This is a genomic window from Azospirillum brasilense (genome assembly GCF_003349955.1).
Lineage (GTDB): Bacteria > Pseudomonadota > Alphaproteobacteria > Azospirillales > Azospirillaceae > Azospirillum > Azospirillum brasilense_B.
The window spans coordinates 1-18,854 of sequence record NZ_QLKQ01000108.1 but is presented as its reverse complement, the minus strand read 5'-3'; the positions used below and the strand labels follow the sequence as shown (position 1 = coordinate 18,854).

Annotated in this window: 19 protein-coding genes; 11 read left to right on the top strand and 8 right to left on the bottom strand. The window is 70.4% G+C overall.

Going from position 1 to position 18,854, the window contains the following annotated elements:
- Positions 1 to 623, top strand: a 623-nt coding sequence (locus DXK32_RS29490) for a YjbE family putative metal transport protein (protein WP_114861754.1), incomplete at its 5' end; no start/stop codon positions are given.
- Between the two features lie 83 nt (positions 624 to 706).
- Positions 707 to 2,905, top strand: coding sequence for a methyl-accepting chemotaxis protein (locus DXK32_RS29485; RefSeq protein ID WP_114861753.1), 2,199 nt, complete (start codon positions 707 to 709; stop codon positions 2,903 to 2,905).
- A 47-nt stretch (positions 2,906 to 2,952) separates the two neighbouring features.
- Here the strand turns inward: DXK32_RS29485 and DXK32_RS29480 are convergent, their stop codons facing one another.
- Positions 2,953 to 3,156 carry a hypothetical protein gene (locus tag DXK32_RS29480; RefSeq protein ID WP_114861752.1) on the bottom strand — a complete coding sequence of 68 codons (204 nt, stop codon included), beginning with the start codon at positions 3,154 to 3,156 and terminating at the stop codon, positions 2,953 to 2,955.
- Between the two features lie 216 nt (positions 3,157 to 3,372).
- On the opposite strand from DXK32_RS29480, the gene DXK32_RS29475 reads away from it, so the two are divergent.
- Complete coding sequence (locus tag DXK32_RS29475; RefSeq protein ID WP_114861751.1) at positions 3,373 to 4,416, top strand: hypothetical protein; 1,044 nt, start codon at positions 3,373 to 3,375, stop codon at positions 4,414 to 4,416.
- A 129-nt stretch (positions 4,417 to 4,545) separates the two neighbouring features.
- Positions 4,546 to 4,869 carry a hypothetical protein gene (locus DXK32_RS29470; protein WP_014199685.1) on the top strand — a complete coding sequence of 108 codons (324 nt, stop codon included), beginning with the start codon at positions 4,546 to 4,548 and terminating at the stop codon, positions 4,867 to 4,869.
- 75 nt (positions 4,870 to 4,944) lie between these two features.
- Here the strand turns inward: DXK32_RS29470 and DXK32_RS29465 are convergent, their stop codons facing one another.
- Positions 4,945 to 5,550 carry a cold-shock protein gene (locus tag DXK32_RS29465; protein WP_114861750.1) on the bottom strand — a complete coding sequence of 202 codons (606 nt, stop codon included), beginning with the start codon at positions 5,548 to 5,550 and terminating at the stop codon, positions 4,945 to 4,947.
- A gap of 309 nt (positions 5,551 to 5,859) precedes the next feature.
- Between DXK32_RS29465 and DXK32_RS29460 the strand changes: the two genes are divergently transcribed.
- The 7 genes from DXK32_RS29460 to DXK32_RS29430 all read left to right on the top strand — a co-directional run bounded on the left by DXK32_RS29460 (position 5,860) and on the right by DXK32_RS29430 (position 12,857).
- Positions 5,860 to 7,092: a flagellar hook protein FlgE gene (locus DXK32_RS29460; protein WP_114861749.1), complete on the top strand. Its 1,233-nt coding sequence runs from the start codon at positions 5,860 to 5,862 to the stop codon at positions 7,090 to 7,092.
- Positions 7,093 to 7,117: 25 nt separating this feature from the next.
- Positions 7,118 to 8,515 carry a flagellar hook-associated protein FlgK gene (gene flgK, locus DXK32_RS29455; protein WP_114861748.1) on the top strand — a complete coding sequence of 466 codons (1,398 nt, stop codon included), beginning with the start codon at positions 7,118 to 7,120 and terminating at the stop codon, positions 8,513 to 8,515.
- Between the two features lie 4 nt (positions 8,516 to 8,519).
- Positions 8,520 to 9,584, top strand: a complete 1,065-nt coding sequence (locus tag DXK32_RS29450) for a flagellin (RefSeq protein WP_114861747.1) — start codon at positions 8,520 to 8,522, stop codon at positions 9,582 to 9,584.
- Positions 9,585 to 9,624: 40 nt separating this feature from the next.
- Positions 9,625 to 10,761, top strand: coding sequence for a flagellar basal body P-ring protein FlgI (locus DXK32_RS29445; RefSeq protein ID WP_247877401.1), 1,137 nt, complete (start codon positions 9,625 to 9,627; stop codon positions 10,759 to 10,761).
- Between the two features lie 24 nt (positions 10,762 to 10,785).
- Positions 10,786 to 11,106, top strand: coding sequence for a rod-binding protein (locus DXK32_RS29440; protein ID WP_114861745.1), 321 nt, complete (start codon positions 10,786 to 10,788; stop codon positions 11,104 to 11,106).
- On the top strand, positions 11,103 to 11,630 hold the full coding sequence (locus DXK32_RS29435) for a flagellar protein FlgN (protein ID WP_114861744.1): 528 nt from the start codon (positions 11,103 to 11,105) through the stop codon (positions 11,628 to 11,630). Before DXK32_RS29440 ends, DXK32_RS29435 begins: the two co-directional genes overlap by 4 nt.
- 225 nt (positions 11,631 to 11,855) lie before the next feature.
- Positions 11,856 to 12,857 (top strand): glycosyltransferase family 9 protein, encoded by a 1,002-nt coding sequence (locus DXK32_RS29430; RefSeq protein WP_114861743.1) that lies wholly within the window; start codon positions 11,856 to 11,858, stop codon positions 12,855 to 12,857.
- 159 nt (positions 12,858 to 13,016) lie between these two features.
- Here DXK32_RS29430 and DXK32_RS29425 read toward each other — a convergent pair whose 3' ends face one another.
- The 6 genes from DXK32_RS29425 to fliQ form a co-directional block, all read right to left on the bottom strand.
- On the bottom strand, positions 13,017 to 13,556 hold the full coding sequence (locus DXK32_RS29425) for a hypothetical protein (RefSeq protein WP_114861742.1): 540 nt from the start codon (positions 13,554 to 13,556) through the stop codon (positions 13,017 to 13,019).
- 129 nt (positions 13,557 to 13,685) lie between these two features.
- On the bottom strand, positions 13,686 to 14,786 hold the full coding sequence (gene flhB / locus DXK32_RS29420) for a flagellar biosynthesis protein FlhB (RefSeq protein ID WP_114861741.1): 1,101 nt from the start codon (positions 14,784 to 14,786) through the stop codon (positions 13,686 to 13,688).
- 13 nt (positions 14,787 to 14,799) lie between these two features.
- Positions 14,800 to 15,558 carry a flagellar biosynthetic protein FliR gene (locus DXK32_RS29415; RefSeq protein WP_114861740.1) on the bottom strand — a complete coding sequence of 253 codons (759 nt, stop codon included), beginning with the start codon at positions 15,556 to 15,558 and terminating at the stop codon, positions 14,800 to 14,802.
- A gap of 10 nt (positions 15,559 to 15,568) precedes the next feature.
- Entirely contained in the window at positions 15,569 to 17,662 is a 2,094-nt protein-coding gene (flhA, locus tag DXK32_RS29410; protein WP_114861739.1) for a flagellar biosynthesis protein FlhA, read from the bottom strand.
- A 70-nt stretch (positions 17,663 to 17,732) separates the two neighbouring features.
- Complete coding sequence (locus DXK32_RS29405) at positions 17,733 to 18,515, bottom strand: lytic transglycosylase domain-containing protein (RefSeq protein WP_114861738.1); 783 nt, start codon at positions 18,513 to 18,515, stop codon at positions 17,733 to 17,735.
- Between the two features lies 1 nt (position 18,516).
- The gene (gene fliQ, locus DXK32_RS29400) at positions 18,517 to 18,783 is read right to left on the bottom strand and encodes a flagellar biosynthesis protein FliQ (RefSeq protein WP_014199655.1); all 267 of its coding nucleotides are present in this window, start codon (positions 18,781 to 18,783) and stop codon (positions 18,517 to 18,519) included.
- Positions 18,784 to 18,854: the final 71 nt, after the last annotated feature.

Genomic DNA, 18,854 nt, shown 5'->3' with positions numbered 1-18,854 from the left:
TCGACCTCGTTCTGGCCGGCGACAACGCCATCGTCGTCGGCATGGCCGCCGCCGCCGTCCCGGCCGAGCAGCGGCGCCGGGTCATCCTGTGGGGCATCAGCGCCGCCATCGTGCTGCGCATCCTCTTCGCGCTGATGACCACGCAGCTTCTCGCCATCATCGGGCTGACGCTGGCCGGCGGCGTGCTGCTGCTCTGGGTCTGCTGGAAGATGTTCCGCGAGCTGCGCTCCCAGGGCGCCGACGAGATCACGCCGGAGGAGGCGCTGGACGCCCCCGACGTCCTGCCCGGAACGGCCTCCTTCAGCAGCAATGCGGCGGTGGCCGCCGTCGGCAGCGTCTCCGTGGGCGCCGCCGTCTGGCAGATCGTGGTGGCCGACGTGTCGATGTCGCTTGACAATGTGCTGGCGGTGGCCGGTGCTGCCAAGGAGCATCCGACCGTGCTCGTGCTCGGCCTCCTGCTCTCGGTGGCGTTGATGGGTGCCGCCGCGAACGTAATTGCACGTGTTCTGCACAAACATCGCTGGATTGGTTGGATCGGTCTTGCGATCATCACTTATGTTGCGCTCGACATGGTCTGGCGGGGCTCGAACGAGGTTCTGGCCCACACGGCCTGGCTCGGCTGACGGGAAGACAGGGATAAGGCCTGCCGCGGACGGCGTGCGGCGGCGCCAGCGAGAAGCAAGACCGCCGTTGGGGAAGAGATGACATGTCCAAACCGTTAGAAATTGCCCAGGATAAGGCGGTGCGCCCAAGCCGGCTGGGGGGCGTTCAGGGGCGCCTGTTCACCGGGGTCGGCGCCGTGATGTGCTGCACGCTCGTCGCCATCGGGGTGGCGCTGACCGGATACGCCGGCTTCGGCCGGACGCTGCAGGTCATAACCGCGGAGGCCGTGCCGTCCGCGCTCGGCGCCCTGCGGGCGGCCCAGCACGCGGGCCGCATCGACGCGCTGGCTCCGGCCTTCCGCTCCGTCGCCAGCAAGGAGGAGAAGGCGGATCTCGCGGCGCGCATCGCCATGGAGCGGCACGACTTCGAACGCGAGCTGCGCGATCTGGCCGATCTGGAGCAGAACAGCGCCAACGCCGCGTCCCACGCCGGCGGTCAGTCGGAAACCGCCGCCGCCAGCAGCGCCGCCCAGGCCCTGCTCGCCAACGTCGCGCTGCTCGACCAGGCGGCGGACAAGCGGATCGGGCTGAGCGACCACCGTTCCGAACTGCTGGAGCAGGTGGTCGTCGCCACGCGGCGCCTGTCGCAGCTCGTGGCGCCCTGGAAATCGATCCACAGCAGCGGCGTGGACATGCAGCGCGCCGCCTTCCGGGATGACACCCGCCCGGCGGAGGAACGGCTGCAGGCCGGCGAAGAGTATCTTCAGACCGAGGAACAGCTCACCCTCGTCCGCAGCATCGACGACGGCGCCACCACCGTCCGCGGCCTGCTGACCGAAGCCGCCGCCAGCTTCGACACGAACCGGCTGTCGATCATCGAGGCGCAGACCCGCATCCTCGTCACCACCATGACCGCCAGCTCGAACCAATTGCCCGAGGCCTCGCGCCAAGCGATGGCCGAACCGCTGAAGGCGATCGAAACCCTCTCGATCGAGCCGGACGGGCTGATTCCCACCCGTCTGGCCGAGCTGGAGATCCTGAAGGCGCAGCGGGACCTGCTGACCAACAACCTGGGCCTGTCCGAAACGTTGACCATGGCTGTGGTGAACCTCGTGCACACGCAGGAGGGCGCCATCACCGACGCCGCCGAGGAGAGCGAGAAGGCGCTGTCCAACGGCACGATCCTGCAGATCGGGGTCGGCGTGGTCAGCCTGCTGCTGTCGGCGCTGGTCATCCTGGTCTTCGTGCGCCGCATGGTGGTGCGCCGTCTGCTCACCCTCCAGGGCGGGATGGAACGCATCGCCGCCGGCGACCTCGACGTGACGGTTCCGTCCGGCGGCCGCGACGAAATCTCCGCCATGGCCCGCACGGTGGAGGTCTTCCGCGAGAACGCCCTCGCCAAGCGCCGCCTGGAGGCCGAGCAGATCGAATCCGCCCGCCGCGCCGAGGAGGAGCGCAAGCGCTCGCTGGAGGAGATCGCCAGCAGCTTCGAGGGGGCGGTCGGCAGCGTGGTCAGCCGCTTCGTGGCGGAATCCACCGAAATGGAGGAAAGCGCCCGCAGCATGTCGGCCACGGCGGAGGAGACCAACCGTCTCGCCACCAGTGTCGCCGCCGCGACCGAGCAGACCTCGGCCAACGTGGAGACGGTCGCCGCCGCGTCGGAGCAGCTCACCAGCTCCATCGAGGAGATCACCCGCCAGATCAGCGAGTCCACCAACATCGTCCGCGAGGCGATGACGCTGGCCGAGCGCGCCAACGGGCAGATCGGCGGCCTGGCGGATTCCGTGCAGAGCATCGGGCGCGTCGTCGACCTCATCAACGACATCGCCAGCCAGACCAACCTGCTGGCGCTCAACGCCACCATCGAGGCGGCCCGCGCCGGGGAAGCCGGCAAGGGCTTCGCGGTCGTTGCCAACGAGGTGAAGGCGCTGGCCGCCCAGACCGCCCGCGCCACCGGCGAGATCGCCGCCCAGGCCGCGGGCATCCAGAGCGCGACCGGCGAGGCCGTGCAGGAGATCCAGGCGGTCGTCCAGGTGGTCACCCGCGTCGGCGCCATCGGCGCCACCGTCGCCGCGGCGGTGGAGGAGCAGAGCGCCGCCACCAAGGAGATCGCCCGCAACGTCCATCAGGCGGCGCTGGGCACCTCCGAGGTGACGCAGACCATCGCCGGGGTCAACGCCGCCGCCGACCGCAGCGGCACCGCCGCCCGCACCCTCCTCGACAAGGCCCACGACCTCGCCGACGGCGCCAACGCGCTCAACCGCGAGCTGTCCGGCTTCCTCCAGCGCGTCCGCGCGAGCTGACGAAAGCGCCCTTCCCCGCGGCGGTGCGCGGGGAAGGGGTTTCTCCCTTACTCCGAGATCACGATCTGGCGTTCGCGCCCGCCCTTGCCGACGATCTTCAGCACGCGGCGGCCACGCTCGTCGCGGCTGGATTCATCCAGCACGACCCGCCCCAGCGCGGCGAGCAGGTGCAGAAGCTCACTGTTCGAGGCCACGCCGAAGCCTTTGCGAAGCTCCGCCAGCAGGACCTCGGTGTCATCACGCGTCGTCACGGGTCCTGCCCTCCGGCTTTTGTTTGCGGGCTCCAGCCTGCCGCAGGACGGCCGCCGCTGTCGAGTGCCCTGAAAGCGCAGGACAACGGCTTGACGGGCGGCTTGACAGGCGGCTTGACAGGCGGCTTGCCAGCGCGCCCCGCGGCCACTACGGTCACTGCCCGTATCGTCACCCCCGCGCCCGACGGCGCCGGCGGACCAGTCAGGAGAGGCAGCATGGCAAGGACAGGCAACGGGCGGAACGGCGCGGACAAGCCGGCCTCCGGAACCTTCACGGGCACGCCGGCGGACCGCCTGGTCCGCTATTGGCGCAACAGCGACCGCCGCTTCGACGAACTGCTCGACGAGACGCTGGACGCCGGCCGTCAGGCGGTGCTGGAAGCCGCCCTGGACAAGCTGCGCGAGGAGGAACAGCCGGAGTTCCTCGACGAGGTGGAGACCATCGCCGAATCCGTCCGCCGCACCGACGCCCAGGGCGACGACATGATCGCCACCCTCTTCTGGCTGGCGGTGGAGGTGTCCGGCGACCTGTCGCAGCCGCCCGCGGCGGAGGCCATCGAAGAGGCGCTGGATTCCACCGGCCTGCTGGAAACCGCCGCCGACACGCGCCTGCTGCCGGTCTGGCTGGAGCCGGAAGCGCTGGTCTATCTGGAGGCCGCCGACCGCCGCACCCTGCTGCTGCGCCTGCTGGACTCGACCGACGCGGCGCTGCGCTTCGTCCGCGAGGCCGATTTGCTGGCCGATCCGGCGGACGCCGGGACCCGGCTGGTCGGCGTCGTCGGGCTGATCGAGGAGGAGGCGGAAGCCGTCGAGGCGGCCGGCGAGGACGCGGTTCCCGATTTCCTGGGGCTGGCCCGCATCGGCGAGGACGGCGAACCCGAACTCGACCCCGCGGAGGAAACCCGCATCCGCGAGGCGCTGGCCCGCTTCACCACGGCCATCCAGGGCGCCGACCCGCGCGTCCAGCGCTGCGAGCCGGCCGGCGGGCTGAACGATCTGCTGGACCTGATCGCCGAGGCCGATTGGACGGACGACGGCGAACTGGCGGAACTGGCCTCCTTCATCGACGTGGCGAGCGACGAGACGGCGGACGCCGTGGTGGACGCGGTGGTGACCAGCACCGCGCACGGCCTGTTCATCCGCGCCTTCAACGCCGATGGGCGGCTGCTGGACGAGCGGGCCTTCACGCTGCAGGGCGATGAGGCCGCCCAGGCCGTCACCCTGCTCCAGCAGCGCTGCCGGAGCGTGACCAAGGAGTAAAAAGAGGCGCTTCCCGGGCGTCTTGTGACGGGACGCCCCTTCGCCGCCCTGTTGTTCGGCGCGGAAATCGGGTACACCCCTATTGGCAACCCGGTTTCCCGTCCCCACCCCAGTCTTGGAGCTTCTTCGATGCGCGACCAGTCACTCTCCATCGCCGAGGCGGCGGCCTGGCTGAAGTGCTCGGAAGCCGAAGTGGAGGAACTTGTGCAGGCCGGCCGGCTGCGCGCCGACCGGATGGAACCGGCGATCGACCGGATCTCGCTCAACACCGTCATCGTCCTGGCGGAGAGCCTGCCGGTCGAGCGCCGCATTTTCGAGGTGCGCGAGGCCGCCGGGCGGATGGACTCCTCCGAATCCCGCGGCCACTACCCGTCCCGCCCTTCCGGCGGCATGGACCAGCGCCCGCCGGTGGTGGTGGAGCGCCGCCCCTCGCGGTCCTTCACGCCCCGCTGATCGCGTCAGCCAAAGCCAGGGTTTGAATCAGGCGCCGCCGGGCGGAGACCCCGACGGCGCCCGAGTTCTGTCAACTCAGACCAGTTCGACGCGCAGCGCGGTCGGGCCGCCGTCGCCCGGCACGGCGACGAAACGCACGTCCTCGCCGTCGGCCACCACTTCCAGCCCGGACTGGCGCAGGATCGCGCGGTCGAAATAGACGCCGATGCCCGTCTCGTCGTCCCACGGGTCGATCAGGCCGGACTGGCTGTCCAGATTGTACCAGCGCACGGTGCCGTAGATCATCTCACCGGTGGGCACCGGCATCAGGGCCGGGGCCGACCGCTCGCGCCGCGGCTTGGGCTCGCGGACGGCGGCCGGAGCGGGTCGGGGCGCCTGGGGATCGCCGGCCTCGGCCTGGCGCTGCCGGCGCTGCTTGGGCGCGCGGGCCGGCTTGGCCTCCGCCGGGTCGGCGGGGGTGATGGAATGGATGGCCACGACCTGCGGCCCCTTCGGGGTCTCGGCGATGTCGCAGACGAGGCCGGTGCCCTCGGTCAGCGACACCTCGCCCAGCGAGGCGAGAACCCGGGAATGCAGAAACGCCTCACCGCTTCCGTCGGCGAAGCGGACGAAGCCGAAGCCCTTGTCGGCCTTGTACCATTTGACGACCGCCGTAACCTGCTGCTTTTGCTCTTCGCTCACTCTGGACACTCGATGCATGGAGGACAACCGGTCCAACAGTGACCGGATTTGTCGATCCGCGCAATGCGGCATCCGTTCGCCGCCCCCGCAATCGCACGTCCGTTTCACCCTTTCCCACCGGAAAGGGCCGCCCCCAGCCGCCGGCCCAACGGACGACCGCAGCAAAAGAGCGGAAAATTTTAAGTAAACGCGCAAAAACGCTCTTTAAATCCGCTTTAAAAGCCGCCCTGTACTCTCCCTTCCGAAGTCCATCGCGGAGAATCCCGTGGCTCGCTTCCGGCCCAACCGATTTAGGATGAGGATCTCCCGATGAGCCTGTTCAGCGCCATGCGGTCCGGTGTGAGCGGCATGTCCGCGCAAAGCTCGCGGATGGCCGCCATTTCGGACAACATCAGCAACTCCGCCACCATCGGCTACAAGCGCGCCGCGGTCGATTTCTCGACGCTGATGACCTCCTCCGGCTCGACGAGCAGCTACTCCGCGGGCGGCGTCCGCTCCAACGTGCATTATCAGGTGTTGAAGGACGGGACCATCCAGGGCACCCAGTCCGCCACCGACATGGCCATCGAGGGGCGCGGCTTCTTCGTCGTCGCCGACAACGCCGGCACCACCGGAACCTCGCCCGGCTACGCGCTGACCCGCGCCGGCAGTTTCCTGCCCGACGACCAGGGCTTCCTGCGCAACAGCGCCGGCCAGTATCTCCAGGCCTGGAAGCTGGGACCGGACGGCAGCCTGCCCGCTGTGAACCGCAGCAGCTTCGACGGGCTGAGCGCCGTCTCCATCGCCGGGCTGGCCTATGGCGGCAGCAAGACGACGCAGATGAGCTTCGCCGGCAACCTGCCGGCCCAGGCCACGGACGGCACCAGCTTCGACACCTCGACCTCGCTCTACGACGGGCTCGGCAACCCGCTCGACGTCACGATGACCTGGACGAAGACGGCCAACCCGAACGAATGGACGCTGTCGGTGACGCCGCCCGCCGGCTATACCGCCACTCTGTCCACCAGCACCGTCACCTTCAACACCACGGGCGCCAACGCCGGCCTGCCGGCGGGCGCCCTGCCGCAGATCACGCTGACCTCGCCAGCCAACCCGACGCCGGACACCGTCAACGTCACGGTCGGCAACCTGACGCAGCTCAACGGCGACTACGTGCCGCAGTTCATGGGCGACGGCGCCCGCGCCGGCCGCGTCAGCACCGTGGACATCGACAAGGCGGGCACGCTGTGGGCCGTCTACGACAACGGCGCCCGCCAGCCGCTCTATCAGGTGCCGGTCGCCGACGTGGTCAACCCCGGCGGTCTGGTCCCGCAGGACGGCAACACCTACACGCTGGGCATCGACAGCGGCACGATGACGCTGAGCAACGGCAACAGCGGCACCGCCGGCTCGGTCGCCGGCTACGCCCTGGAGCAGTCGAACGTCGACATCGCGGAGGAGCTGGTGTCGCTGATCGAGACGCAGCGCGCCTACTCGTCCAACGCCACGCTGGTGCGCACCGCCGACGAGATGGTGGACGAGACCACCCGTCTGAAGCGCTGACGGACGGGAAAGGGGATAGCCCGCCATGAGCCTCCAACTGGCCCTCAGCGCCGCCCTGTCCGGGCTGCGCGCGACCCAGCAGCAAGCAGCACTGGTGTCGCACAACATCACCAACGCCACCACCACGGGCTTCGTCCGCAAGGATCTGGCCGTCTCCACCGCGATCAGCGGCGGGCGCGGCCAGGGCGTGCGCGTCGACGGCGTGCTGCGCAGCGTGGACGAGTTCCTGATCCGCGACGCCCGGTTCGAGCAGAGCCGCTACAGCGCGCAGGAGACCCGCGCCTCGGCGCTGGCCGACTACGCCACGGCGCTGGGCCAGCCGCAGGACGAGCGGTCCGTCTCCACCGCGCTGGCGAAACTCCAGCAGTCCTTCAGCCAGCTCCGCAACCAGGCGGACAACGAGGCAGCGCGCACCGCCGTGGTGGATTCCGCGGAATCGCTGGTGCGCCGCCTGCACGACACCGCCGCCGCGGCCATCACCGTGCAGAACGACGCCAAGGCGCGGCTCCAATCCTCGGTCGACGAGGTCAACCGCTCGCTCGTCCGCATCGGGGAGCTGAACAGCGCCATCGCCACCCAGAAGGCCAGGGGCGCCGAGACCGGCGACCTGATGGACGAGCGCGACCGGCTGCTCGATCAGGTGTCGAACGAGATCGGCATCCGCACCCACACCCGCGAGAGCGGCGAGGTGGTGGTGATGACCCGCAACGGCCAGACGCTGCTCGACCGCGAGCTGCCGGTGGGCGCCCAGCCGCTTCAAATCGTCGGCGGTGATCTGGTGGCCGGCGGCAAGATCCTCTCCGACAACCCGGACCAGGACATCCAGAGCGGGCGCATCATGGGCTATGTCCAGACCGCCCACCAGGACATGCCGCGGGCGCTGGCCCAGCTCGACGAGTTGGCGGCGGGCATCGTGCAGCAGTTCCAGGCGGCGGAGGCCGACCCCACCCAGCCGGGCCTGTTCACCGACGCCGGCGCCGCCTACGGCACGACGGAAGGGCTGGCCTCGCGCATCGCCGTCAACGGCAGCGTGCGGAGCAATCCCTGGATGGTGCAGAGCGGCGTCCAAGCGGGCGCTCCGCTGGCGTCGGGCGACACCACGCAGATCGACCGCTTCCTGAACGCCTTTTCCGCCACCCGCAGCTTCACCGCAGCGGACCTGCCCTCCTCGGCCACGCTGGGCGACTACGCCACCGGCATGGTCTCCACCCAGCAGGGCTACCGCACCACCGCCGAGTCCGAGATGAAGACCCGCAAGATCAGCGCCGACGCGCTGCAATCGGCGCGTCTCAACCGCGACGGCGTGAACGTCGACGACGAAATGCAGAAGCTGCTGCTGATCGAGCAGAGCTACGGCGCCAGCGCCCAGGTGCTCCAGGCCGCCGGGCGGATGCTCGACACGCTGCTCCAGATCCGGAACTGACGCCATGCTCTACAACGCCGTCTCCACCCTCGGCCTTTCCAAGCGCCTGCAGACCGCCAACACCGAGCTTCAGCTCGAACGGCTGCGCAACAACGACGAGATCGCCAGCGGCAAGCATTTCGACGTCGCCAAGGCGCTGGGTGCGCGCACCGGTCAGGCCATCGCGCTGCGCAACCTGTTTGACGAGACCGACCAAACCCTGAAATCCACCGCCCTGCTGCAAGGCCGGCTGGGCACCATGGACAGCGCGCTGACCAACATCCTGTCCGCCGGGCAGGACGTTCTGGCCGCCGCCTCGGTCGGGCTGGGCCAGCCCTCGCCCACCGGCAGCTCGCTCCAGGTGCGGGCGCGCGCCATGCTGGAGCAGGTGGTTGGCATGCTCAACGCCTCCTCCGGCAACGGCTACCTGTTCGGCGGTGTGGAGGTGAAGGCCGCCCCCATGCGCGCCGTGCAGGGCGACGAGTCCGGCCTGCCCTCCCCCATCCAGATCGTGCAGGACACCATCGCCGCGGCCACCGGAGGCACGTCATCGCCGCAGACCCCGGCCGAGACCGCCGCCGCCGTGGCGGCTCTGGACGACCTGTTCGCGACACCGTCGGCCTCGCCCCTCGGCTTCGAGGGCGGGTTCTACCAGGGGGCGCCGTCGACCGCGCCGCGCCTCAGCGCCCGGCTCGACCGCACGACCGAGATCCCCTACGGCATCCAGGGCAACGACCCGGCCATGCGGGACCTGCTCCAGGGCCTCTACATGCTGGCCAGCGTGGACACCAGCCAACTGCCGCTGGACGCCTACAAGCCCTACATGGAGGCCGCGGTCGCCAAGGTGTCGGTCGGCATCGAGGGGGTGCGCGACGCCACCGCGCAACTCGGCATCCACCGCGCCCAGCTCGACGACATCGCGGCGATGAACACGACGCAGCTGCGCGTCCTCAACGACCAGCTCGACGCGATGGAAAGCGTCGATCCGGCCGAGGCCAGCCTGCGCATGAACCAGCTCGAAGTGCAGATCGAGGCGACCGCGGCGGCCACCGCCCGCATCGCCCGGATGAGCCTCACCAATTACCTGTAAGGCGGCCCGGCCTCCCTGCGGGATGATGAAAGACGGTCTGATGAAGCATGGTCCGATCCGCCGAGCCCTCCGCGTGGCCGCGCTGGCCGCGGCCTGCCTGCTGGCCGCCGCCGCCGTGGCGGGCGACGGGCTGGCCCAGACGCGGGTGAAGGATCTCGTCACCTTCGACGGGGTGCGCCGCAACCAGCTCATCGGCTACGGCCTCGTGGTCGGGCTGAACGGCTCGGGCGACCGGCTGATCAACACGCCCTTCACCGAGCAGAGCCTGAAGGGCATGCTGGAGCGGCTGGGCATCAACACCCGCGACGAGGTGCTGCGCACCCGCAACGCCGCGGCGGTGATGGTCACGGCCTCGCTGCCGCCCTTCGCCCGCCAGGGAACGACCATCGACATCACCGTGTCGGCGCTGGGCGACGCCACCAGCCTGCTCGGCGGCACGCTGCTGGTCACGCCGCTGCTGGGCGCCGACGGGCAGGCCTACGCCGTGGCCCAGGGGTCGCTGTCAGTCAGCGGCTTCTCGGCCGGCGGGGTGGCTGCCAACGTGACCAAGGGCGTGCCGACCAGCGCCCGCATCGCCAACGGCGCCATCGTCGAGCGCGAGCTGAAATTCGCGCTGGACGAGACGACCGGCGTCCGCATGGCGCTGCGCAACCCCGACTTCACCACCGCCAACCGCATCGCCGACGCGGTGGCGGTGCGGCTGGGCAGCAACGCCGTCCATGTGCTGGACGCCACCACCGTCGATGTGCGCATCCCGCCCCGCTACACCGGCGCGGTCGCCCGGCTGATCGGCGACATCGAACAGCTCACCGTCCGCCCGGACGGCATCGCGCGGGTGGTGGTGGACGAGCGCAGCGGCACCGTGGTCATCGGCGACGACGTGCGCATCAGCCGCGTCGCCATCACCCAGGGCAACCTGACCGTCCGCGTGGTGGAGACGCCGCAGGTGTCGCAGCCGCAGCCCTTCTCCGACGGGCAGACGGTGGTGGTGCCGCGCACCGACGTGCAGGTGCAGGAGGGCAACGGGCGCCAGTTCGTGACCATCGGCGGCAACGTCAGCCTGCAGCAGCTCGTCAACGGGCTGAACGCGCTGGGCGTCGGGCCGCGCGACATGGTCGCCATCCTCCAGGCGATCAAGGCGGCGGGCGCGCTGCACGCCGACCTGGAAATCATCTGACCCCTCCGGCTGGACGACGACGCGATGGACATCTCCCCCCTTTCCCCGACCACCTCCACCGCGCGGTCCGCCGCCGCGAAACCCGCCGCCCAGACCCGATCCGCCGAGAAGGCCGGGCAGGAGTTCGAGGCGCTGATGGTCGGGCAGATGCTGGAATCCATGTTCGCCGGGGTGGAAACCGGCAGCGCCTTCGGCGGCGGCCAGGGCGAGCGGACATGGCGCAGCTTCATGCTCCAGGAATACGGCAAGGCCATCGCCGAGGCCGGCACGCTGGGGATCGGCCGCATGGTCGAGGCCGACGTGGCCCGCCTCTACGGCCAGACGAGCGAAGGAACCAAGGGATGAGCCGCCGCTTCAAGGACCTGATCCGCGAATTCGCCCCCGACGCCAAGCCGGTCGAGGACGCCGCCCCCGCCGCCGCGCCGGAGCCCGAGATCCCCGCGCTGGCCGACGGGCCGACCGCCGTGGTGATGACGGAGTTCCTCGACACGGTGGCGGAGTTGAGCGTCCTGCTCGACGAGGAGACGGCGGCGCTCGCCGCCGGCGAGCTGGAAGGGCTGGAGGTCTACGCCCGGCGCAAGCAGGCGATGGCCGACCGGCTGGGCGGCATCATGACCCAGGCGCAGTCGGGCACGCTGCGGCTGAACGACGACCTGCGCGCGATGATCCTGGAGCGGGTGGAACGGCTGGACCGCGCCATCAACGACAACGCGGCAGGGCTGGTCGCCATGCGCAAGGCCGTGCTGTCGATCAACCGCAGCCTTCTGGTGGCGCTGGAAAAGGCGGCCAGCGACGGCCTCTACGCCCCCTCCGGCCACGCCGTTCGCCCGGTCGAGCTGTCGGCGTCGGGCCTGAACGCGGAGCTGTAGGCCGGGTCCACCATAGCCCTCTCCCCTCCGGGGAGAGGGTGGCCCGAAGGGCCGGTGAGGGGGTTGCGCGCGGCGGTACGTTCGGCAAAAGCGCAACCCCCTCACCCTTCCTCTCCCCAGAGGGGAGAGGGGATTGAGGGCGCCGGCTTTGCGGAGGGTTCCGCCGCCGGATGCGGGCCGCTATAGTCCGGCGTCCGCTTGGCCGCATCCTCCCGAGGCTTCCGCATGCCCGCAACCGACCGCGCCGGCTCTCCGTCGCTCGCCGTCTTCACCCATGGCGAGCTGATCGGCGACGCGCTCATCAAGATTCCCTTCGTGCGCGCCCTGCGGGGACTGTTCCCGGACCACCGGATCACCTGGATCACCACCGAGGGCACCCATCTGGCGACCACGCTGCGCCCGATGATGGACGGGCTGATCGACGAGTTCCACGCCGACACCGGGATCGGGCGGAGCCCGCTCGGCCTGCTGAAACCCATGCCCATCAAGGATCGCTTCTCCCTGGTGCTGGACACCCAGGCGCTGCCCTGGCGGACGCTGCTGGCGCGGCGGCTGAAGCATGATGTGTTCGTCTCGGCCTGCGCCGGCTACCGCCTGTCCGACCGCCGCCCGCCGCCCGGCTACGTGCGGCCGAAGCATGTGCTGGACCGTCTGTTCGACCTGCTGGAGGTGGCCGGCGGGCGCCGTCCACCGCTGGACATGGCTGTGCCCATCCCGGCCGAAGCGGAGGCCGAGGCGCGCGCCGTCCTGCCCGACGGGCCGGGCTATGTCGCCATCGCGCCGGGGGCGGGCAAGCGGGTGAAATGCTGGCCGCTGGACCGCTTCGTGGAGCTGGCCCGCGCCCAGGCGGCGGGCGGCCGGGTGCCGGTCTTCATCCTCGGCCCGGCGGAGCTGGATTGGCTGCCCGAGCTGCGCGCCGCCGTGCCGCAGGCGCTGTTCCCGCTCCAGGACGCCAAACTGGCCGAGCCGCGCTATTCCCCGCTGCGCACCATCGCGCTGACCCGGCGCTGCGCCGCGGCGGTCGCCAACGACAGCGGGACCAGCCACCTGTTCGGCCTCGCCGACGTGCCGCTGCTGACCCTCTACGGTCCGACGACCGCGGAGAAGCTGCGCCCGAAGGTGACGCGGGGCGCCGTGCTGACGGCCTCGGCCTTCGGCGGCCAGGAGATGGAACGCATTCCCGCCGACGCCGCGATCAAGGAGGTCGAGGCGCTGATCGGTTCGTAATCCAGCAAACGCCATCGGCCGTCATAGCCCTCTCCCCTCCGGGGAGAGGGTGCCCGCGAAGCGGGCGGTGAGGGGGTTGTGCGTGACGCTACGTCCGGCATAAGCGCAACCCCCTCACCCTAACCCTCTCCCCAGGGGGGAGAGGGGACGCCCCAACGGTCAGCGCTTCACGGCGGGCGTGATTTCCCCCGCCTCCTCCAGCCGCCGCAGGCAGGCGACCAGGGCGCGCTGGAAGTTGCGGCCCTCGGAGGGCAGGTTGACGCCTTGGCCGGTCGTCCAGAACTCCACGAAGGCGCAATCGGCCGCGCGGTCCGCGGTCGGCCATTCGACGGCCACGCCCAGCCCAAGCTCCGCCGTGCGGCGGCGGCTGTCGGTGACCAGGATCTTCGCCTCCCAATGCATCCCGCCGCTGCCCGCCTCGGCGCGGCGGTGGCTCCACAGGCGCAGGTAGTCGCGGAAGCTCTCGGACGCGCGGTCATGCTGGACGTAGTTGCCGCGGTCCACCACCGCCGGGGCGAGGCGCAGCGCGTAGCGGGCCTGGGCCAGCGCCTGGGTCACCTCCGCGATCAACCGGTCCATCTCGGCGAAGCTGCGCCGGACGTTGTCGGCCAGCGCGGTGGCCAGCGCCTCCCCCTTTAGCGCGCCGGAGGCGGCGCGGTCGGAGCGGTACATCTCGAACAGGTCGTCGCCGTCGCTCATTGCCGTGATGCGCCGCGGAAGGGGGAGGGTTTCCTTCGTCTACCGCCAAACCCGTTGAGAAGACATTAAGCTGATTTCCAAACCATCCGGCGCCCGCCCCATTTCGCCCGCCCGGTCACGCCCGCCCAATCACGCCCGCTGCGCCGGCTGCGCGGCCCCGCCGTTCTTCAGGCGCAGCACATACATCATCACCTCGGCCACCGCCTGGTAGTGCTGGAGCGGGATCACCGCGTCGACCTCCGACGCGGCGTAGAGGGCGCGGGCCAGCGGTGGGTTCTCGATCACCGGGATGCCGTTCTCCTCGGCCACCGCGCGGATGCGCAGCGCCACGAGGTCGGCCCCCTTGGCGAGGCAGACCGGCGCCGGCATCTTGGAACGGTCGTACTCCAGGGCCACCGCGAAGTGGGTCGGGTTGGCGATGACCACCGTGGCGCGCGGCACGTTCGCCATCATGCGGCGCTTCGAGCGGTCGCGCCGGATCTCGCGCAGCTTCGCCTTCAGGTGCGGATCGCCCTCGGTCTGCTTGAACTCGTCCTTCAGCTCTTGGAAGGTCATGCGCAGGCGGCGCCGCCATTCCAGCCGGTTCCACAGCACGTCCACGGCGGCCATCACCACCGTCGCCAGGAGGACGGCCAGCAACAGCCGCAGGGTCAGGTCCCGCAGCAGGTCGGGCAGCGCCGCAACGTCCATGCCCACGATCCCCTCCGTCCAATCGATGTAGGGCGCCACGGCGAACCAGACGGCGCAGGCGATGATCGCCAGTTTCACGAGACTCTTCACGAACTCGACCAGCGCGTGGCGCGCGAAGATGCGGCGCCATCCGCTGAGCGGCGACAGGTGCGACAGCTTGGGCCGGATGCGGTCGCTCGCCGCCAGCAGCGGCCCCTGCCCCACCGCCGACACCACCGCCCCGCCGACCAGCAGGCCGAACACCGGCAGCATCGCCACCGCCACCCCGCCGATCAGCCAGCGCAGGCTGTTCATCACGTCGTAGGGACCGCCGTCGAGCCGGATGTCGTTCGGATTCTCGATCAGCGGCAGCAGCACCTCGGCGATGCGCGAGGCGGCAAGCGGCCCGCCGGCCGCAGCGATCAGCCAGGCCGCCGCCATGGTGGCGGCCAGACCGACGTCGCGGGCGCGGGGGACGTCGCCCTTGTCCATCGCCTCGCGCAGCCGTTTCTCGGTCGGCTCCTCGGTCTTCTGTTCTTCGTCCTGGGTGTTGTCGGACATCGCCGCCCCCTTCTCATCGCCCGCCGAGCCAGACGGCCATTGCGGCGAGCGCGGCGGTGACCATGGCGCCCGCCGTCACCAGGAAGACCAGCATCCCGCCGCCGACCATCGCCGGGGTGGCGACGAAGTAGACCGGCATGGAAGGCATCACCCGGTTGACCAGGGCCAGCGCCATGTTGGCGATCATGCCGAACACCAGGAATGGCGCCGCCATCTGCACCCCCAGCCGGAAGGTGACACCGACGAGCTGGGCGTAGCGCCCCGCCACCAGGCCGGGATCGGGCAGCGTCGCCGCCGGCCAGCTTCCGTAGGAGCGCACCAGCGCGTCGATCATCAGGTAATGCAGGTCGAGCGCGAACAGCAGCGCCAGCCCGGCGATGACCAGCGTCCCCGACAGGATGGACCCGCTCTCGAACCCCGCCGCGTCGGTGCCGAAGGGGTTGGCGAGGCCCATCGCCTGCGCGGCGATGTTGCCGGCGACCTGGAGCGAGGCCAGGAACAGCTTGGCCCCCAGCCCGAGGAAGGCGCCGGCCACCGTCTCGGCGAAGATCTGCTCCAGCATCACCGCGGCGTCGGGCGGCAGCCGGTCGGGCAGGCCGGGCACCGTCGGGGTCAGCGCCAGCGCCACCGGAATCGCGATGCACAGCCGCACCCGCGGCGGCACCGCCAGCTCGCCGAAACCGGGCAGCAGGCTGACCGCCGCCGCGACGCGGGCGAAGACCAGGAAGGCGCGGTAGACCTCCAGGCTGAGCAGGTCGGCGAGCGTGTCCATCACCGCTCCTTCACACCTGGTCGATCGTCTTGACGGACACCTTGCGGTGCAGCTCGGCATGGCTGATGACCGGGGTCATCGGGCTGACCCGCTCCAGCAGGGAGCGCACGAAGGGCCGCACCTCCGCCCCGACCAGCAGGGCCGGCCACACCTGGGGCGTGGCGTGCTTTTGGATGGTGATGCGCAGCGCGGTCAGGAACTCCTGCACCTGGGTCGGCGGCATGGCGAAGCGGCGGTCCTCGCCCTCGGCGATGACGCTCTGCTGGAGCGCCTGCTCCCAGCGCGGGGTCAGGACGATGACCGGGACGAAGCCGTCGGGCGCCGTCAAAGACTGGCAGATCTGCTGCCCCAGCCGCACCCGCACATGCTCGGTGACCAGCGTGATGTTGCGGGTCCAGTTCACCGCCTCGGCGATGGCCTCGACGATGGCCGGCAGGTTGCGGATCGACACCCGCTCCGCCAGCAGCGCCTGGAGCACGCGCTGCACCACCACCAGGGTGATGCGCGACGGCACCATGTCGGAAATCAGCTTCTGGTATTCCCGCCCCAGCCCGTCGAGCAGCTTCTGCATGGCCGCGAAGGTCAGCAGGGTCGAGAGATGGTCCTTGATGACCTCGGTCAGGTGGGTGGTGATGACGCTTTCCGGGTCGACCACCGTGTAGCCCTTGGCGATGGCCTCCTCGTGGCGCGCCGGGTCGATCCAGCGGGCCTGGAGGTTGAAAGTCGGCTCCCGCGTCGCCTCGCCGGGAAGGTCGGGGGCCGCCCCGCCGGACGGGTCGATGGCGAGAAGCTGCTTGGGCCGCACCTCGCCGCTCGCCACCTCGACGCCCATGACGCTGACGACGTAGCCCTTGGGCGGCAGGAAGCTGCTGTCCTTGATGCGCACCGACGGCAGGATGAAGCCGAACTCCTTGGCGAAGCGCTTGCGCAGCGTCTTCACCTTGCCGGTCAGCGGACCGTTCTTGTTGAGGATCAGCGGGACGAGGTGGTTGCCGACCTCCACCTTGACCTCGTCCACCTTCAGCATGTCCTCCACCGCCTCCTCCGCCGGGGCGGTGGGTGCCTTGCGGCTCTCCTCCAGCCGGGCGAGTGCTGCGCGGCGCATCTTGCCGCGCATCGCGTACCAGCCCGCCGCGCCGAAGCCGCCGCCGAGCATGACGAAGGGCGCGGCGGGCAGGCCCGGCGTGACGCCCAGCGTGACCAGAAGCCCGCCCGCCACCATCAGCGCCTTGGGATAGCCGCCGAGCTGGGCGAGCACCGCCTGATCGGCGGAGCCGACGTTGCCGCCCTTGGTCACCAGCAGGCCGGCGGCCAGCGAGACGACCAGCGCCGGGATCTGCGTCGCCAGACCGTCGCCCACCGTCAGGATGGTGTAGACCGATGCCGCGGATTCGAAGGACATGCCCTGCTGCGCCATGCCGATGGCCATGCCGCCCAGCACGTTGATGGCGGTGATGACCAGCCCGGCCACCGCGTCGCCGCGCACGAACTTCGACGCGCCGTCCATGGCGCCGAAGAAGGTGCTCTCGTCCTCCAGCTCCTTGCGGCGGCGGCGGGCCTCGACGTCGTCGATCATGCCGGCGGACAGGTCGGCGTCGATGGCCATCTGCTTGCCGGGGATGGCGTCCAGCGTGAAGCGCGCGCCGACCTCCGCGATGCGGGAGGCGCCCTTGGTGATGACCACGAAGTTGATGACGATCAGGATGGCGAAGATCACCACGCCGATCACGAAGTTGCCGCCCATGATGAACTGGCTGAAGCCCTCGATCACATGGCCGGCGGCGGACGGGCCGGTGTGCCCGTGGCTGAGGATCAGGCGGGTGGAGGCGATGTTCAGCGCCAGCCGCAGCACCGTGACGACCAGCAGCACGGTCGGGAAGGACGAGAAGTCCAGCGGCTTGCCGATCCACAGCGAAACCATCAGGATCAGCACGCTGACCGCCAGCGACAGCGCCAGCCCGAGGTCGAGGAACCAGGTCGGCACCGGCAGGAACAGCACGGCCAGCACCAGCAGGATGCCCAGAGCGAACAGCACGTCGCGGTTCGCCAGCCCCGCATCGCCGAGGCTGGTCATCCGGTTGCGAAGGGTGTCCGTGAAAGCCATGCGGGAACTCCAGGGTGCGGCACCGTTGGTACGCTAGCGCCCCGCGGTAAAACCGGCTTTTACGTCTGCGCTACTCGGCGGTCGGCAGCAGCGGCCGCACCGCCGCGTTGGCGTAGAGGCTGGACAGGAAGGACAGGCGGCCAAGCTCCGCCCGGCCCCAGGCGGGCAGCGCCCCGGCGGCGGCCTGAGAAGTGGCCACTTGGGGGCCGGCGGCCAGCGCCTTCAGGTAATCCATGGCGCCCGCCACCCAGCGCCGGTTGCCGCCGACCCGCTCGCGGTAGGCCGCACCGCGCTCCGACTGGGCGGAGTGGTAACGGGCGATGGCGGCGTCCAGCGAACCCTGCGCGCGGTGCAGGTCGCCCAGGAAGCGCGCGGCGTAGCGGGCGTTGGCGCGCGGGTCGAAGGCTGTCTCCAGGTCGGGGAAGGCGTCGGGGTGCCATTTCAGGTTCACCTGGAGACAGCCCACGTCGATGGAGCGCGTGCCCCGCGCCTGCGCGGCGCGCACGAAGGCGATGGCCTCCTCCCGCGTCGGGAAGTACTGGGAGGCGCCTTCGGTGTTGACGGTCCAGGGCCAGACGGTGAACAGCCGGTCGGTGGTCATCCGCCCGGCCTCGGTGAAGCCCATGGCGAGCAGCATGTGGTCGGTCACGCCGGCCTCGCGCTCCGCCGTCAGGATGGCGTCGATGCAGGCGGCCTCCGGCGGCAGGCTGCGGGACGGCAGGACGCGCGGCGCGTAAAGGGCGGTGGACCATGTGCCGATCTGGGACGCGGGCGGCTTCACCTCCGCGGCGGTCGCGGTTCCGGCCAGGAGCCCGGCCAGGAGCAGCACCGCCAGTCCGGCCAGCCGGCGCATGTCACCGCACCGAGACGATCAGGCTGCCCAGACGGTCGGCATAGGTGGTCAGCGCGCCGTACATGAAGGGCAGTGCCAGCACGGTGGTGACCAGGATCGCGACGATCTTCGGCACGAAGGTCAGGGTCATCTCCTGCACCTGGGTCAGCGCCTGGACCAGCGAGATCGCCACGCCAACCAGAACCGCGATGACCAGCGGCGGCGCGGCGATCAGCAGCATCGTCCAGATGCCCGTGCGCAGGACTTCCAGCACGTCGGCTTCGTTCATGGGGGAGTTCCTCACTGTTGCCCCCACCCTTCCCATGCTGCGCATGGGCCCCTTCCCTCCCCCGCTTCGCA